Source organism: Shewanella sp. Pdp11 (assembly GCF_002838165.1).
GTDB lineage: Bacteria > Pseudomonadota > Gammaproteobacteria > Enterobacterales > Shewanellaceae > Shewanella > Shewanella hafniensis.
The window spans coordinates 2,191,277-2,207,836 of record NZ_CP015194.1 but is presented as its reverse complement, the minus strand read 5'-3'; the positions used below and the strand labels follow the sequence as shown (position 1 = coordinate 2,207,836).

General features: G+C 46.4%; 18 protein-coding genes. 6 read left to right on the top strand and 12 right to left on the bottom strand.

Translation table 11 applies throughout. The annotated features are described in order from the left end of the window. Positions 1–8 precede the first annotated feature (8 nt). The 6 genes from AYJ58_RS09835 to AYJ58_RS09810 all read right to left on the bottom strand — a co-directional run bounded on the left by AYJ58_RS09835 (position 9) and on the right by AYJ58_RS09810 (position 6,280). A complete protein-coding gene (locus AYJ58_RS09835; protein WP_063883274.1) occupies positions 9–629 on the bottom strand; it encodes a tetratricopeptide repeat protein in 621 nt (206 codons plus the stop codon). A gap of 24 nt (positions 630–653) precedes the next feature. Next, a complete protein-coding gene (gene hisS / locus AYJ58_RS09830) occupies positions 654–1,934 on the bottom strand; it encodes a histidine--tRNA ligase (protein WP_106649961.1) in 1,281 nt (426 codons plus the stop codon). 145 nt (positions 1,935–2,079) lie between these two features. Continuing rightward, positions 2,080–3,195 carry a flavodoxin-dependent (E)-4-hydroxy-3-methylbut-2-enyl-diphosphate synthase gene (gene ispG / locus AYJ58_RS09825; RefSeq protein WP_106649960.1) on the bottom strand — a complete coding sequence of 372 codons (1,116 nt, stop codon included), beginning with the start codon at positions 3,193–3,195 and terminating at the stop codon, positions 2,080–2,082. 48 nt (positions 3,196–3,243) lie between these two features. After that, on the bottom strand, positions 3,244–4,341 hold the full coding sequence (locus AYJ58_RS09820) for a RodZ domain-containing protein (protein ID WP_106649959.1): 1,098 nt from the start codon (positions 4,339–4,341) through the stop codon (positions 3,244–3,246). Further along, positions 4,338–5,126, bottom strand: coding sequence for a type IV pilus biogenesis/stability protein PilW (pilW, locus tag AYJ58_RS09815; protein WP_106649958.1), 789 nt, complete (start codon positions 5,124–5,126; stop codon positions 4,338–4,340). Before pilW ends, AYJ58_RS09820 begins: the two co-directional genes overlap by 4 nt. Positions 5,127–5,158: 32 nt before the next feature. Then, complete coding sequence (locus tag AYJ58_RS09810) at positions 5,159–6,280, bottom strand: bifunctional tRNA (adenosine(37)-C2)-methyltransferase TrmG/ribosomal RNA large subunit methyltransferase RlmN (protein ID WP_106649957.1); 1,122 nt, start codon at positions 6,278–6,280, stop codon at positions 5,159–5,161. 150 nt (positions 6,281–6,430) lie between these two features. On the opposite strand from AYJ58_RS09810, the gene AYJ58_RS09805 reads away from it, so the two are divergent. Beyond that, a complete protein-coding gene (locus tag AYJ58_RS09805; protein WP_106649956.1) occupies positions 6,431–7,522 on the top strand; it encodes a CNNM domain-containing protein in 1,092 nt (363 codons plus the stop codon). 144 nt (positions 7,523–7,666) lie between these two features. Continuing rightward, positions 7,667–9,412, top strand: a complete 1,746-nt coding sequence (locus AYJ58_RS09800) for a bifunctional metallophosphatase/5'-nucleotidase (protein ID WP_106649955.1) — start codon at positions 7,667–7,669, stop codon at positions 9,410–9,412. Between the two features lie 85 nt (positions 9,413–9,497). Here AYJ58_RS09800 and AYJ58_RS09795 read toward each other — a convergent pair whose 3' ends face one another. Beyond that, positions 9,498–10,391 carry a LysR substrate-binding domain-containing protein gene (locus AYJ58_RS09795; protein WP_106649954.1) on the bottom strand — a complete coding sequence of 298 codons (894 nt, stop codon included), beginning with the start codon at positions 10,389–10,391 and terminating at the stop codon, positions 9,498–9,500. Positions 10,392–10,623: 232 nt separating this feature from the next. Here AYJ58_RS09795 and AYJ58_RS09790 point away from each other — a divergent pair, with 232 nt between their 5' ends. Both AYJ58_RS09790 and AYJ58_RS09785 read left to right on the top strand, forming a co-directional pair. Continuing rightward, entirely contained in the window at positions 10,624–11,067 is a 444-nt protein-coding gene (locus AYJ58_RS09790; RefSeq protein ID WP_106649953.1) for a DoxX family protein, read from the top strand. A gap of 12 nt (positions 11,068–11,079) precedes the next feature. Beyond that, positions 11,080–11,790 (top strand): pirin family protein, encoded by a 711-nt coding sequence (locus AYJ58_RS09785; RefSeq protein WP_106649952.1) that lies wholly within the window; start codon positions 11,080–11,082, stop codon positions 11,788–11,790. Between the two features lie 256 nt (positions 11,791–12,046). Here AYJ58_RS09785 and AYJ58_RS09780 read toward each other — a convergent pair whose 3' ends face one another. From AYJ58_RS09780 to AYJ58_RS09760, 5 genes are all read right to left on the bottom strand, one after another. Continuing rightward, entirely contained in the window at positions 12,047–12,571 is a 525-nt protein-coding gene (locus AYJ58_RS09780; RefSeq protein ID WP_106649951.1) for a GNAT family N-acetyltransferase, read from the bottom strand. 167 nt (positions 12,572–12,738) lie between these two features. Continuing rightward, positions 12,739–13,260 (bottom strand): GNAT family N-acetyltransferase, encoded by a 522-nt coding sequence (locus AYJ58_RS09775; RefSeq protein ID WP_106649950.1) that lies wholly within the window; start codon positions 13,258–13,260, stop codon positions 12,739–12,741. 172 nt (positions 13,261–13,432) lie between these two features. After that, entirely contained in the window at positions 13,433–13,735 is a 303-nt protein-coding gene (locus AYJ58_RS09770; protein WP_106649949.1) for an NrfJ, read from the bottom strand. A 125-nt stretch (positions 13,736–13,860) separates the two neighbouring features. Further along, entirely contained in the window at positions 13,861–14,070 is a 210-nt protein-coding gene (locus AYJ58_RS09765; protein ID WP_006082494.1) for a DUF3820 family protein, read from the bottom strand. 162 nt (positions 14,071–14,232) lie between these two features. Next, on the bottom strand, positions 14,233–14,703 hold the full coding sequence (locus AYJ58_RS09760; protein ID WP_106649948.1) for a GNAT family N-acetyltransferase: 471 nt from the start codon (positions 14,701–14,703) through the stop codon (positions 14,233–14,235). A 526-nt stretch (positions 14,704–15,229) separates the two neighbouring features. Here AYJ58_RS09760 and AYJ58_RS09755 point away from each other — a divergent pair. Beyond that, positions 15,230–16,072: an AAA family ATPase gene (locus AYJ58_RS09755; RefSeq protein WP_106649947.1), complete on the top strand. Its 843-nt coding sequence runs from the start codon at positions 15,230–15,232 to the stop codon at positions 16,070–16,072. After that, the gene (locus AYJ58_RS09750) at positions 16,032–16,499 is read left to right on the top strand and encodes a CopG family transcriptional regulator (RefSeq protein WP_106649946.1); all 468 of its coding nucleotides are present in this window, start codon (positions 16,032–16,034) and stop codon (positions 16,497–16,499) included. The genes AYJ58_RS09755 and AYJ58_RS09750 overlap by 41 nt, the downstream gene beginning before the upstream one ends. Positions 16,500–16,560: the final 61 nt, after the last annotated feature.

Below are 16,560 nucleotides of genomic sequence, written 5' to 3'. Positions count from 1 at the left end.
GGGATCCCTTATGCCTGATTTAGGCTATCAAGTTTGATTTTAAGCGCTGGGCTTGTCACCACACCACCATTGTCCATGGCAGCTTGATAAGCTGTTTTCGCTTTCTCAACTTCACCTTGACGTACTAAGAAATCACCTTTTAGTTCATCGCGCTGGGCGAAGAAGGCTTTATCTGTAACTTGCTCTAAAGTTGCCAGAGCAGCGTCTATTTGACCTTGCTCGGCTTGTACTCGAGCGACACGTAAAGTGGCAATCATATCTAAACCAGCACCTGGTTTAGCCGCAATAACCTTGTTCAAGGCTTCGATTGCTTTAGGGTAATCCTTAGCTTCTACTGCAGTTTTTGCCACGATCAGTTCTAGTAGCGCTTGATAACCTTTTTGATCATGATTTTTAGAAAACTCAGCCACACCCGCCAGCATAGCGGCTTCGTCGCTTGATTTAGTGGTCAACTCGTGAAAAGCTTTTGAGGCTTCTTCCGCTTGGGCCACTTTAACGTCAGAATAATAATTCCACGCATACAGGCCGCCTAAACCAACGACCGCCCCAATAAAAATCGAGGTTCCATAGTCTTTCCAGAACTGCTTGATAGCATCAACTTGTTGTTCTTCTGTGCTATAAATTTCCACGCGCACGTCCCCCTATATGATCTATTACTTAATGGCCAGTTCAGCCAAAAATGCGCCTAAGGCACTTCGAGCTACCCGTTGTTGTTCGTTATCATTGCGTAAATATTTCACTGTCACCATGCCTTCGGCCAGTTCATCTTCACCAATCAGTAAGGCGACAGCTGCACCGCTTTTATCGGCACGTTTCATTTGTTTTTTCACATTACCGCCACCGCAGTGACTCATCACTTTAAGGTTTGGCAGCGCGCTGCGTAATTCCTGCGCAACTTTAATCGCTTCAACCAGACAGTTATCACCCATAGCAGTAACATACACATCCACTTCTGGCGGAATATCTTTGTTCAGTTCTAAGGTTTCAAGCAGCAAGACAATGCGCTCTAAGCCCATGGCGAAACCCACTGCTGGGGTATCTTTACCGCCTAACTGGGCGACTAAGCCGTCATAGCGACCACCCGCAAGCACTGTACCTTGTGAGCCTAAACTCGATGTAACCCATTCAAATACTGTACGATTGTAATAATCTAAACCACGTACTAGGCGCGGATTAATGGTGTATTTGATACCCACAGCATCAAGTAGTTCACGCAATTGTGAAAAATGTGTCTTGGATTCTTCACCGAGGAAATCCATCAACTCAGGTGCACCAACCAAAATAGCTTGGACATTTTGATCTTTTGAATCCAATACCCGCAGCGGATTGCTGTACATGCGACGCTTGCTGTCTTCATCGAGCGCGTCTTTATGCTGCTCTAAAAACGCAATCAAGGCATCACGGTAAACTGCGCGCTCGGCTGGATCACCTAATGTATTAAGCTCTAACGACACGTGATCGCTAATACCGAGTTTTTCCCACAGGCGTGCCGATAACATCAAGACTTCAGCATCAATATCCGCCGTGCCTATGCCATACACTTCCACGCCAAATTGGTTAAATTGGCGATAGCGACCTTTTTGTGGTCGCTCGTGGCGGAACATAGGACCCATATACCAAAGACGTTGTTCTTGGTTATACAGCAGACCGTTTTCGTTACCCGCACGCACTGTCGATGCCGTACCTTCTGGGCGCAGCGTTAAGCTGTCACCGTTATTATCTGCGAAGGTATACATTTCTTTTTCAACAATATCAGTTACTTCACCGATAGAGCGTTTAAAGAGATCGGTATTTTCCACTATTGGAGTGCGGATTTCGCTGTAACCGTAAGCACTAACGCTCGAACGTAGTACCGCTTCCACTTTTTGCCATAGAGGACTTTGAGTTGGCAGAATGTCATTCATTCCGCGAATCGCTTGGATCTGTTTTGCCACTGTATCGACTCGTCCGATTTAGCTAAATTAATAAAAAATGTCACGCATTATAGGCTTTTGAACGTAAAACGTAAAACGACCCCGTCGGTTTCGGGGCCTAGCTCAAAATCATTAGGCGTAATCTATGCCCAAATGCAGATGCATATTACTCAGTTGTGTCTTTTATTTGAATACGGTTCGCCATTTGACTGGCCTTAGCGCGAATTTTCGCTTCGAGGGAATCGACAATATTGTCGTTATCAAAACGTTCTTTTTGACGTTCACCCTCGTCGTAATATCCGCTCTTATTGTGTCCGCCGGTTAAACCAATATGCGACACTAAGGCTTCGCCTGGACCGTTCACAACGCAGCCGATGATAGACACATCCATGGCGGTAGTCACGTCTTCGAGGCGACGCTCTAACTCATTAACTGTGCTTATCACATCAAACTCTTGACGGGAGCAAGATGGGCAGGCGATGAAGTTAATCCCGCGGCTACGGATACGCAGCGACTTTAAAATATCAAAACCGACTTTGATTTCTTCGACGGGATCGGCCGCAAGGGAAATACGTAGCGTATCCCCGATACCTTCGGCCAATAACATGCCTAGACCCACGGCCGATTTAACTGAACCCGCGCGTGCGCCGCCCGCTTCGGTAATGCCTAAATGCAAAGGTTGACGGATTTGTTTTGCCAATAAACGATAGGATTCAACCGCTAAAAACACGTCGGAGGCTTTCACGCTGACCTTGAATTGGTCGAAGTTTAATCGGTCCAGAATATCTACATGGCGCATGGCCGATTCGAGCAAGGCTTCAGGCGTTGGCTCTTTGTACTTGTCCATCAGATCTTTCTCTAATGAACCGCCATTCACACCAATACGGATAGGAATATTGTGGTCACGGGCACATTCCACCACGCTGCGAATACGCTCTTCGTTGCCGATATTGCCCGGATTAATACGCAGGCAATCCACACCGTACTCGGCAACTTTTAAGGCGATACGATAATCGAAATGGATGTCGGCCACTAAAGGCACCTTAACCGCTTGCTTAATGAGTTTAAAGGCTTCTGCCGCATCCATAGTCGGTACTGAGACACGAACTATATCGGCACCCACTTTTTCTAAGGCACGAATTTGAGCGATTGTCGCTTCAACATCAGTAGTCTTAGTATTGGTCATTGACTGAACGGCAATCGGCGCCCCATCACCAATCGGTACATTACCCACATAAATGCGGGTGGAAGGACGTCTTTTTATGGGAGTTTCATTATACATGCTTAATACGCTCTATTTCGGTACGTGCTGTAGATCATTAGGTGGTCGTTAAGCCTTAGGTAAGGTTAAGCGCGCGACACGTCCCTTAGGGACATCAGCTAAGCTAACCATTTGACCATCTAAGCTTAATGTCGCCACTTGCGGCGCGCCTAGAATAATTTTAAATGGTGGTACACCACTCACTTGCACTGTGGCGCCAGCGCCTTTCACACCATCGACTAACGCTTTACCTTTAGCATCGACAATGTTAATCCAGCAATCACCCGTTAACTGTACCTTGATAATTGATTCACCGGCAGCGGCCACCAGAGTATTGGTCGTTGTGGCTGGCGATGTTAAAACAGGCAAAGGTATTGCAGTTGCAACGGGCTGAGTTGCAGGCTGTTGCACAACCGTCTGTTGAGCTACCGTCTGTTCAGCTACCGAAGAGGCCGTTTGAGACGCTGTGGTTGCAGCATTAGCCGAGCCACCATCTTCATTACTCGTATCAACCGTTTGAGGATAATTATTGTCAGTAGGCCCAGTGCTCACATCAATAGTGCTGGCATCGGTATCTTTAATCGGGCCGTCAATTGACATAGAGCCGTTAGCCGCGATGTCGGTCAATTGTTGACTCGCATCGGTTTCGGTCAATAGTACGTCACCAGGTAGCGTTTGGTTCGCGGCGGCGACCTCTTCTGCCGTGGGTTTCGATACATCAATAGTGCTTAACAAAGTCGTTTTTTGCATCCACCAAACGACTAACGAGCCGAGTAACACAATAACGATAAAAATACTCAGCCAAGTTAAACGCGTATCGCGCGCTTGATAAGTCGTTTTACGGGAAAAGCTTTGCATTGCAGGCTCAGTCACCACAGGCACTTGGCGCACTAAACACGCTTCAATCAAAGCCGCATCCGCGCTGACCATACGGGCATAGTTTTTTACATAACCACGAACATAAGTGGATGAGGCAATATTGGTAAAATTGTCGGCTTCAAGATCTTCAACAATACGAGGGCGTAAATGCAATTTAACCGCCGCATCTTGAATACTAAGGCCCATTTTTTCACGGCCAGCTTTTAATAAGGTTCCAAGCGTTACATCTAGCGCGATAGATTGCGGTGCTACCGACTCAACTGGCGCATTGATTTCATGATCTTTCATTGATGCAAATTAACTCTGTATTGCTTGGCCTGAGGTGATGCTGGGAATTTGGCAAGCAATAAAATACCAAATCTCTTCACAGCGGCATCATCATTCACTGCCTGCTCTATTTTGATCCCGAGCGCTAAACTTTCTGGAGTTTGCTCAGCCACTTGGTGATATCGCGCTAATTGGTTTCGCGCCTGAATAAAATCACCTTGGTCGACTTCTAACTCTGCCAACTCCAGCAACGACACCGATCTTCTCGGGTCATACTTTAACGCCATCTGAAAATACTGTCGTGCCTTTTCTGCTTGTCCAGCTTCGCGGCTACAGAGACCTAAGTTCTCGTAGCTTGAGGCCGTTCGCGTATATTTGGGCATTTCGATTGCGGCCAAAAACATTTTTTCAGCTTTGTTGTATTGCTTTTGTTGGCACAAAAACACCCCGAAATTATTCATGGAATCGCCTGAGGCGTCCTTGGTACTAATGGCATTCATGTACGACTCTTCAGTACGTACTAAATCGCCCACGGTTTGATAGTAATAAGCCAAAGCGGTGTGCACATCTTCAAGCTCTGGGGCATATTCTAATGCTTTATCAAGATTGTATTTGGCTTGTTCCGAGTTACCTCGATTTAAATAGGTTAAACCGAGCTGCAAACGCTCGCGCGCGGCGGCGACTTTGTCTAACTTTCGTTCAGAAACAGGGATATCTGTCCCAGTATAAGTACGCTCAGTGACGCACCCTGTCATCAATAATGACAGGGTTAAAATCAACGAAAACCTTGGCAATCCATGCTTCATGGGCGAGCCTATAAATCTGTGCAAACAAAGAGTTAATTCATTGTGACTGAAATCTGGTTTTCTTGCATGCGTTTTTTTGCTAAACGTTTCGTTCTATCGCGAATATCACCCGCCAACTGACCACAGGCGGCGTCGATATCATCGCCACGGGTTTTACGCACTATCACTGTAAAACCATACTCCATTAGCACCTTAGAAAAACGGTCGATACGTGAGTTAGATGAACGACCGTAAGGCGAGCCGGGATACGGGTTGAATGGGATCAGATTCACCTTACAAGGCGTATCTTTCATCAACTTAGCTAACTCATGGGCTTGTTCTGTGCTGTCGTTGATGTGATCTAGCATCACGTATTCAACCGTCACGCGGCCGCGGTTTGCATTAGATTTGGCGATATAACGACGAATACCCGCTAAAAACTCATCCAGCGGATATTTTTTATTGATTGGGACCAGAATGTCACGTAGCTCATCATTTGGCGCATGGATACTCACAGCCAGTGCCACATCAAGCGCATCACCCAATTTATCTAACGCAGGTACGACGCCCGATGTTGATAGAGTTACGCGGCGCTTTGATAAGCTAAAACCAAAGTCATCGAGCATGATGTCCATCGCTGGGATCACATTGGCTAGGTTAAGCAATGGCTCGCCCATGCCCATCATCACTACGTTAGTGATAGGACGCTCGCCCGTGTCTTTAGCAAAACCTAAAAAGTGCGATACACGCCAGATTTGGCCGACGATTTCAGAAACCGTTAAGTTACGGTTAAACCCTTGCTGCCCCGTCGAGCAGAAAGTACATTCCAGTGCACAACCCACTTGGGATGAAACGCACAAGGTCGCGCGGTCATCCTCAGGAATATAAACCGTTTCAACTTCTTGGCCTTGACCAACATTGATTGCGAATTTAATCGTCCCGTCGGTCGATTTTTGGAAACTCGAAATTTCCGGCGCAACGATCTCGCAGCGAGCCGCCAATTTTTGACGTAACACTTTGTTGATGTTGGTCATCTCTTCGAAGTCACTGACGCCGAAATGATATAGCCATTTCATGAGCTGATCGGCACGAAAGGGTTTCTCTCCCATGTCCGCAAATAATGCGCGCATCGCCTTACGATCAAGGTCTAATAAATTGATCTTCTTTTCACTCATATAGCTAACCTCAACACCAAAACCGGATCCTGTAACAGGGCGGCGAATTATACAGACGCAAATAAATTTTAGCCAGTAACTCAATTAACCTATGCTAGAATCTCCACGGGCTAATGTTGGCCTAAAATACGGAGTTGTAATTCCACCTATATGTTAACCCTCATCATTATAGTGCTTGTCGCTGTCGGAGTTTCTTTTCTGTGCAGTGTGTTCGAAGCTGTTCTGCTATCGGTTACCCCAAGTTATATCGCATCACTCGAACAAACTGACAGTGCCGCAGCCGCGCGCTTGCGTAAACTGAAAGAAAATGTCGAAGCCCCTTTGGTGTCAATCCTTACGTTAAATACTATCGCTCATACCGTTGGCGCTGCCGTTGCGGGTGCGCAAGCAGCGAAAGTATTTGGTGACGATATGTTGGGTGTTTTCTCGGGCGTATTGACCTTTATTATTCTGTTCTTCTCAGAAATTATTCCTAAATCATTGGGTGCCAACCATTGGCGTCGCCTCGCACCGAGCGTGTCTGTTGCCGTGACGTGGATGAAGCGTGTCACTAAACCGCTGATCTGGATGTCGCAGCAAGTCACTCGCCTGATGGGCAAAGGCGATGAAGGCCAATATATCCGCCAAGAAATGAGCGCGATGGCAAAAATCGGCCATGAATCCGGTGAGCTTGACGAGCAAGAGTCGAAAATTCTGACGCAAATGCTCAAGGTACGTGATATGCCCGTTACAGCAATTATGACACCGCGCACTGTGATGTTCTCGCTACCTGTGGATCTGACTCAAAATGAGTTTGTACGTCAATATCGTGACAAGCCTTTTACCCGTATTCCAGTATACGATCAGGATCATGACGATATTATCGGTTATATCACCCGTACCGATGTGTTGCTGGCTGAGCGTTACACACCAGAGGCATCGATTGGTGAGCTTAAACGGAGTTTATTTGTGGTGCCTGAAACCGCAAAAATTCTGCCACTTTTTGAGCGTATGATTAAACGTAACACCCAAATTGCTATGGTGGTCGACGAGTACGGCAGTAGCCAAGGTATTGTGACTCAAGAAGATATTATCGAATCTATGTTAGGCTTAGAGATTGTCGATTTAAACGATCCCGCGACCGATATGCAGCAATTAGCACGTAAACTTTGGACTAAGCGCATGAAGCAAAAAGGTATTCGCCTATCCGATGACGGTGATTTTGAAGCCGCATCCGATGATGACGAAGCCAAATCCGGCTGAAGGCTAAGCCAGTTTAGTACTTGTTAATATAAAGGGAGCCTAGCTCCCTTTATTCTTTTAGAATGCGGATAACTCAGAACCCTCTGAGCCTCGCATTTTGAGGTCGCTTGGGTATATACTCACCCGCCGTAATAGAGGTAAGTTATGACACAGAGCTACACACTCTCACTCGCGCACATTAATGACACCCATTCGAATTTTGAGCCCTGCCGCGTCCAATTTAGCCTTAACCTCGGCCAGCATAAGCTTGATGTAACCAGCCATAGCGGTGGTTATGCCCGCATAGGCCACCACATCACTAAGGCACGTCAAGCTGCTGCACAAACCGATACGCCGTTTGTTTTCCTGCACGGTGGCGACAGTTTCCAAGGCACGCTTTATTTCAGCCATTTTAAAGGCAAGGCCAACGCCCACTTACTCAATCTGTTAGCGCCCGATGCTATGGTCATTGGCAACCACGATATCGATGAAGGTAACGCCAGACTTGCCGAGTTTGCTAAGCAGATTGATTTCCCATTGCTTGCGGGCAACATGGATTTAAGCCAAGAAGATCTCAACAAACCCGGTTGTCTGCGTGGTTTGCCTAATATATTAGATTATGATCATCAGCAAAAACGCGCGAAATACCTGCTTAAGCCTTTCCACGATAAGACGTTAGCCATTGTCGGCATTACTTTAGATCAAATGAAAGAGATCGCTCGCCCCGATCCCGACACTCATTTTGTCGATGCTATCGCCACAACCGCACGCACGGTTGAGCACCTTAAAAATCAAGGCATCAAACATATTATCGTGCTCAGCCACTTAGGCTTAGATCAAGATAAACGCCTCGCGGCCGAAGTCGAGGGTATTAGCCTGATCGTAGGCGGTCACACGCATACGCTACAGGGCGATTTTCGCGCCTTAGGTTTGAGCAACCTACCCTACGGTGAAGTCATCAATAACACACCGATAGTGCACGCGGGGAAATATGCCGAAGTCGTCGGCTTAGCCGAGATAACATTTGATGCTGAAGGTAAAGTGCAGAGCTTAACTGGCGGCAATTACTTCATGCTGGATCAGCACTTTATCTTAAGTGCTAACACGACCGTCGATAACCAAGATTACCAAGCGGTGCGCCAACAGCTCAGTCAGCATCCAAATGTCCTTTGGGATGATGCCGATGCCGATATTGATGGCGTGATCCGAGACATCTACAAACCCGCCATCGCTGAGATGGAAAACAAAGTCTTAGCACTGGTGCCAAAAAACTTAGTCCATACGCGCCTGCCGTCTAAGGCCCTGCCCCACGGCAGTGAAATTGCGCCTTGGGTCAGCCGCAGCATGTTCCAAGAAGCTAAGCTTGTCGACCCTAGGGTGAACTTTGCCCTGCATAATGCCGGCGGTGTACGCCAGTCAGTGGCCCAAGGTCAGTTGACGCTAGCGGATGTGATGGGGCAATTGCTGCCCTTCGAATTGCCATTAGTTAAGTATGAAATTCAAGGTCAATTCCTCTATCAAGCGCTCGAATCGGCGATTAACGCGGCAACCAACAACAGTGTCCGTGGTACAGGTGCGGGTAGTTTCCCTTACACCTATGGCCTACGGTATTACTACGATGGGCGGCGTCCACTGGGCGAGCGTTTGTTCAGATTGGAGATGATGCAGCAGGACAGCCAATCCCTTTGGTATCCCGTTGAGCCTGAGTCACTGTATGTCGGGGTATCGACGTCTTACACTGCTGCGGGTAAGGAAGGCTATCATCCATTGCTGCAAGCTCGCTGGCAGGAGTCGATGGAGTCTCTGACGTTGCCACAGGCCTTTATTCGATTCTTAAATCGCTCACCGAATCTGTCTGATTTACTGTCACAGCACGTGCATTACACCAGCCATAGCCAACGTATGGGTTAAGTGCCAATGCTCCTCATGGCGTCAACATTGATGCAGTGAGGAGCAAAGTGAGTGGCTGCTTACAAAGCGCTAAACAAACCTGAGCTTAAAATTGCCAATCACATTGCGGTAAACGCGCAGTAAACCAATCCTGCGCCTTGCCCTGCGCGTCTTTGCGCCACGCCATAAACACAGCTTGGGGTGGGCGCGGCATTTCCACATGACAAGCCACTAAGCTTCCCGCCGTCAACGCATCTAAGATCAAGTGTTTTGGAATGTAGCCTACGCCAAGTCCCAATTGCTGCGCTTTAATCTTGGTCTGCATATTCGGCACCCGGATCACTTGACGACTATCAAATAAGCCGCTCGAGCGCTGCGCTAAGGCAGTCGAACTGTCAGCCACCACAATGGAAGGGAATTGCAGTAATGCCTCGGTCGGAATTGGACCGGCGTGCTGCGCCAATGGGTGGGCAGGATTTAAGGCAAACACAAACTCCAACTCACCGATTTCGACCACATGATATTGACCTTTTGGCAGTTCCCCCGTCACACCAATAGCAATATCGGCACGGCCAGAATAGAGCGCATCCCAGCCGCCACCTAAGGACTCTTCGCTGATATTCACGGTCACTTGCTTACCTAGGTCAGTAAATTCCCCGATCAACTGCAATAGGGGTAAATCTGGCACGACGGTATCAATCGCTAAAGTTAACGAAGACTCCCAGCCGGTCTCGAGTTGACGCACCGCCTCTTCGAGTCTGGATGTTGCCGAAAGGATTTCTCGACCTTGGCGCAGCACAAGTTGACCGACTAAGGTCAGTTCGGCGCGCTGGCCCTTACGTTCAAATAATTTTGTGCCTAAATCGCTCTCCAGTTTCTGCACTGTGTAGGTCAGCGCCGACGGCACACGGAATAAGGACTCGGCCGCCGCGGAAAAACTGCCTTTTCTATCAATGGCATCGAGTACGATTAATCCATCAAGACTAATAGATGGCAACATAAAAACCTCATGTTCAAATTATTTGAAGTAGACATTGAAAATGTTCCGATTTTCTTTACCAAAGGTCAAGTCTACACTGCTTAGCAATGGAGAGGTTCTGCGGAACTCACTGCCGAAATCGGATGTAGAAACAAAGTAATTTAACGCTAGAAACAGATTAAAGAACTGAGTTAAAACAGATTAAACATTACTCTTAACCACTTGTTAAATAATTTGAAATAAGGAATATCCTATGAAAACACTCATCGCAAAAACACTCAAATCAGCTCCTAGTCTTGCCCCACTGGCACTGCGTATTCCTATCGGGATTATCTTAATCGCCCATGGTTCACAAAAACTGTTTGGCTGGTTTGGCGGTTACGGCTTAGAAGGCACTGGACAATGGATGGCATCCATAGGTTTGACGCCAGGTTACTTAATGGCATTGATGGCAGGTTCAAGTGAATTCTTCGGCGGCCTGTTCCTATTGCTCGGCCTGCTGACTCGCCCAACGGCCCTCGTATTGTCATTCACTATGATAATAGCGATTTTTTCAGTACACATAGGCAACGGTCTGTTTCTTGCCAACAACGGTTACGAATTTGGTCTCGCCCTACTCGCAGCCACAGTGTCATTGGCGGTTTCAGGTGCAGGCAAGTTCGCTGTCGATAACGTATTCGCTAACCGCATCAAATAAAGGGGAAGCAAGATGATCACATTAAGAAAAGCACAGGACCGCGGTCAAGCAGATTTAGGCTGGCTAAAGAGTCAACATACATTCTCTTTCTCTAGCTACTATGACCCAGAGCACATGGGGATTTCATCCCTAAGAGTCATCAACGATGACAGAGTTGCACCGGGTGCAGGTTTTGATACCCATGGACATAAAGACATGGAGATCATCAGTTACGTGATATCTGGCACGATCGCCCATAAAGACAGTTTCGGAAATATCAAAACTTTACCTGCTGGTGAGTTTCAGTTGATGTCGGCGGGTAAAGGCATTTACCACAGCGAGTTCAATGCTTCTAATACTGAGCCGCTGCACTTTTTACAAATTTGGATCCGTCCAGATACCTTAGGCATAGATGCGGGTTATCAGCAAAAGGCATTCGTACAGAGTTCACCACTGACGGCCGTGGTGACACCAAACGGTGAAAATGGCACGCTGAAAGTGCAGCAGGATGCGACCTTATATCGTTTAATGTTGAGCGAAGGCGAAAAAGTGACGATGGACAGAAGCGCCGCTCAAGCGGATCGTCATCTGTATGTGCAATTGATTGAAGGTACGCTGGATATCAATGGCACAACACTCACGGCGGGGGACGGCGTACATCTGACCCAACTCGCCAGTATCGACTTTACGGCAATAAGCGGCCAAGTCACCGCATTAGTGTTCGACTTGTCTGCTAACGCGTAATACCAGCGATGGCTTAACTGAACCACTCAGTACAGCCGTTTCACGATTGAGCAAACGATTAAGCAAGTCATTGAGCAAACCGTTGAGTAAGTGATTACATGCCAGCTTGATAAGCACTCACCGAGAAGCACTGCCACAAGTCATCTTTGGCAGTGTTTTTTATTGGCGTTTTGATGGCCATGTTATAAGGCGATGTTATAAAAGCAGTGCTAACGGCCTCGTTAAGCGAACCAGACCAGCACCTTGATACGCTGAGTTATAGCGCGAGTGTCATACTGAAATTAACCAAGACTTGGGCTTGGCCCTGTGCTTTATCCGCCGCATTCAAAAAGCGCTTATGTTCATTACGACGAATACTGCGAAACCCCTGTTTCTCAAAAAAAGGTCGCGCGAGATAGGATGCTTCAACCGTTAATCGTTTCAGCGCTAAAATTTTAACTTCTTCAAACAACGCAAAATACAAAGAGGTGGCCACCCCAGAACGGGCATATTCGGGATGCACGAACAGACATTCCACTTCTGCAGCGGCTTCAACTTCACTGTCGGCGCCTATCTTAAGATTGATAAACCCCACCAGCATGTTATCCGCTTCAGCCACCCAAATCGTGGTGCCCTTTAAGCGTTCAAGCCAATAGTGCTCACTGCGGGTCTCTCCTTCGATATAAGCCCAAGCTGAGCGCTCGGCAAACGAGTAAAACTCGCCAGAGCCTTGCATCACACTCGCCTCAAAGATCGCCGCCAACTGCGAGACATCCGATGGCGTAAATAGTCGGATCTTCATTCTCTGCCCTCCATCTTGAATTGTTAATCGCTTAAGATTAACCGTATTCTAATCTAAGTTAAATAGCGCTGATTTAACTTAAATCGAGTCACGCAACGGCGTTAAGCTAATGTTTTACTATGGAATACCTTACATTACTTTTTGGGTTAACCCCTAGTGAGCCAATGTTAAACATTCTGTTCCATATTCTTTTCCATATAAAAGCCTGGGATCACTTGCCCAAGTTTTTGCTGATAACTGCGCTGTATTTGGATAAATCCCATCCGAGTAAACAATCCTTTAGATAGATAAGATGCATCCACACTCAAGCGCGCATAGCCTTGTGCCTTAGCCCACGCTTCTAAAACAAGATAGGCACGCTCACCCAATCCCTTAGCTTGATAATCTGGATGGATATATAAGCTGTCTACATAACCTTGATGGGCAAAATGGGTTTCGACATTGATAAAACCGCAGCAAATTGGAAAAGCTGTCGCTGCGTCTTTGACTAATACCACCCACGCCTTCGAGCGGTTTAAGCGCAAATCCCAATGTTTAGCCGATCTTGGCGCCGCAGACCAAGCGGTAAGTTGCGCCTGTGAATAACGAGCATGGGTGATGTTATGCACGCAAAGATGAACTAACTCACTCACCTCACGGGCATAACATGACTGGTAAGGCTGGATCTCAAACTGTTCAAACGCCGTCACTTGAGTGGTCTCTGCTGAGTAATAACCGCTAGTACTAGTGCTAGTTTGCCGTTTTTAACCTAATCAAGATAGGCTCAAATTTTGCGGTTTTAATGGTTAGAAACAAAAACGGCCTCGATAATATCGAAGCCGTTTGCTTAAAGAGGCGCACAGGTTAGCGCACTCGTTACTGTTACTTCTTATCGATTTGACCGACAAATAACAGCTTATCAAAGGTGCGGTTTAAAGTTTTACTGGTGAATTCGTTCATCCACATTTGTTCAACCACAGCCACTTTATCGCCTTTACTCACTTCAGTTTGAGGACCCGCAGCCCAAAAAGTAGTGTCAGCTTCTTTAATCTGTACGTAGGTGTAACCACCACCGTTCATCGTATCAACAACAGTACCCTCGTGGGTGACACCTTGAGCCCAAGCACTTGATATGCCTAACGCTAAAGTCGCTACTGCCGCTAATTTTACCCATTTTGCCATCATGCCTGCGTTCCTTTTGTTTTGCTAATATGCTGCATTAAAGCATGCTAAAAACAATAAATCGCTAATCTCTATCACGAAATACAACACTTATCGCAAAAGCAGTATTTTTCTTAAAAGAAGGGAACTCATTTCAACAGCGGTTTTAGCATGCCTTCTAAACCATTAAGCTTGATTTCGTACATTAGGGCTAATTGCTCACCGAGTTTGCCCTGGGGGAAACCTTGCTTATGGAACCACACCAAATAGGGCTCGGGTAATTCCAGCAACTTACGTCCAGCGTACTTACCAAAGGGCATTTTTTGATTTACAGCGTCGATGAGTAGTTGCTGATCCATAGATTGTTATCTCGTGCAGTTCGTCCCGATAATCCCAAGGATGCTACAACATAAGCCAATCAATGTCGCCGTTAACTCATACAACACTCCCACATAAGTCATCCAACACTTAAATACTAAGGTGAGTACCATAAGCGCACAAACTACATTCCCAGCTGAATCCTAAGCAACAATCTTTAATAGATTTGGCCCTAAATTAGCGCATGGCGCATATTGAAAACCATATTCACTGCATAAGCGTTCAGACTCACCATAGGCGGTAATGCTGATACAAGTCCCAGAACTTGCGTGTCCATCGACAAAGTCCATCACTCGCTCAAGCATGATCTTCGCCAGCCCATAGGATTGGTATTCGGGCAACACGATAAAATCTTCAATGGCCAAATGCCCAGGCTTATTACCGTAAACACACGCCGTAGCTAACAGATTAGACTTAGCGACTCCCGCGCCAGCATGCTCCATTTCAGCATTGTCACTCAATCGGATAGAGACCCAAAACAGTGCCTGCACATCCGCAAGCTCAACACCGATCGAAGGGCGGCCAGCGGCACTACGCAGATTGAGTAATTCATGGAATAGCGGTGCTGTTTCAACGAGTTCAAACTTAATAGGCATAATAGTTTTGATATCCATTTGGCATCCCTTCTCTCATGGTTGAAATTGCAAGCGATTTAGACGGCAGTCTAAGAGATGATAAAGCCAGCATTTGGCAGTTTGATGACAAGCACCTCACCAAACAAGACCACTTTCGACTGAGAAGTCGATTCTTTACACGGATTCATTAATAACATTTAGCAATATAAAATTAACATTTATACCGATAGAGAAATAAAAAGTCAGAATTCAGATTTTGTGAACAGGCATAGATTGCAACAAACAAGCCTACAACTTGATACCACTCAAATTAAACCTTTTAAAAATAAAAACTTAAAAATATCACTCACAAATTATTCCTCAACTATTACTTGTCAAATTAACGGCACGTGACCAGATACTGACAAAAAACCATTGCTGACAATTTAATCAAAAACCGTCAAAAATCAGCCAATTGACTGAGGTTAACATAAGGTTTACATTCGATTTCGAGCACAAAAACGGTGTGGCTCCCAACTCATCAACTCGCTGCCCAAGGGTCATCAAAAGAATTAAGGAATGCGTCATGATAGTGTTAATCGGCGGAGAAAAAGGCGGCAGCGGTAAAAGTTGTTTAGCCCAAAACATAGCTGTCTTTCTAACCACAGAATGCAATGCCTCAGTCATTATGGTGGACTGCGATCCCCAACGCACCACATCAGATTGGATCCAGGCAAGGAACAATAATCCCAAATTAGCCAGCATTAATTGCGTGCAGCTTTACGGCAAGATCCGTAATGACTTGCTCAGTCTTGAACAACATTATGATGTCGTCATTGTCGACTGTGGTGGTCAAGATAACTTAGCGCTACGTGCAACCATGTCTGTCGCCGCTTACATTTTAATGCCCTTAAGACCTAAGCGCCGCGATTTGAAAACCGTTAGCCACATGGACGATATCGTCGCGACCTGTAAGATGATAAACCCAAAGCTACAGGCTTCATTTGTGATTACCCAATGCCCAAGTTTACCTAATCAAGCTAACCGAATTCTAGAAGCCAAAGAAGTCTGTAAAACCTATGATATCAACGTCCTTGATGCAATAACCTACTGCCGTAATCTGTATGATGACAGCGAAGAGTCAGGACTATCAGTGATTGAAATCGACCCTAGCGGAAAGGCCGCAGAAGAAATCCGTACTATTGCCTGTGAATTGTTCCAAGTAGATTGCGCCGCGAGTTTAGGAGACAACCTACACCCTGCAAAGCCTCCTCAGAATACTGGTAAAGGTCAGATGCACAATGGTTTGACAAATAATGGTTTGAAAAATAATGGCTTGCACCATCAAGCTCAACCCACTCACCTTACCACTCAACAAAGGGGGCAAAATGGGACTCAGCGACCTCAAGAAAAACGCTATGCCATCTAGCAACATACAGTCGTCGCTTTCGTTAGATGAGTTTATTGAGGCAGCCAACTTATATGCAATGGGACAAAGCCCTAATAAGACAAAAGACAGTCATTTCGCTTTTGAAGCAGCGACGACGAACGCTAAAACCGCTGACCAAACGTTCACTAACATAACAACTGACACTGGGCTGAATCATTCCAATGTACTGATCTTGCATAAACAGAGCTTAGGGACAGAAGTCTTATCGCCAGCAAAAGTAGAGGCAAAAACTCACTATCGCAAGGCAACCTTTTCACTCAGCGAAGCGGCTATTCGCCAGCTCGCGACCTTGTCGCAAGACAGCACGCTCTCCAAATCGAAACTGCTCCGATTCTTGATTAAACAACATTACGAGCTGCCCATTGCCCTGAGGCAATTACGAGAACAACAGCGCCAAAACCGTTAACACTTCGCAATACTCCCACCCTTTTCCGGTAACTCAGCTAAGCTCGGGTTATCGGCTTTTT